Raw genomic sequence first — 515 nt, 5'->3', positions numbered from 1 at the left:
CTCCTACGGTTACGGGAGTGGCTACTACGGTGGCGGCTATTACGGCGGCGGGTATGGCGGTGGCTACGGCTACGGCTATCCCAACTACCGTCCGTACCCGAACTATCGCCCGCCGCACAACCACCGGCCGCCGCCGCGCCCGGGCAACGGCGGAAATCCGCCGGTGCGTCCGGATCGCCCGCGTCCGTCGTACAACGGCGGCTCGCCGTGGCGGAACATGGATTCGGTCGGCCGCCCGCAACAGCAGCAGCGTCCCTCGCCGCCGCCGCAGTCGCGCCCGGCCCAGCAGGCCCCGCGCCCAGCCCAGCGGTCGAATGGTTCGCCGTGGCGGAACATGAACAATTTGCACCAGCGCACAGTTGAGCCCTGAGCCGTCTTGATTTTCACCACCCACCCGGTTCAATCTAGTCAGGTGGTGACGGCTTCGGTCGCAAAGTGACAAAAGCGACAGAACGCGTCACATGCAGTTCTATGTCGATATCCGGCGGGAAACTCTGGATCCCCCCTGTTCCGGC

The 515-nt window shown here is 66.0% G+C and carries 1 pseudogene; it reads left to right on the top strand.

From position 1 onward, the window contains the following. A pseudogene (locus ACXJKJ_RS32265) lies at nt 1-370 on the top strand (hypothetical protein); the annotation flags it as partial. Nucleotides 371-515 lie beyond the last annotated feature (145 nt).

This window comes from Roseateles sp. P5_E1 (assembly GCF_054049335.1).
Note: the sequence above shows the minus strand (reverse complement) of the source record. Positions and strands in the feature narration are given on the sequence as shown.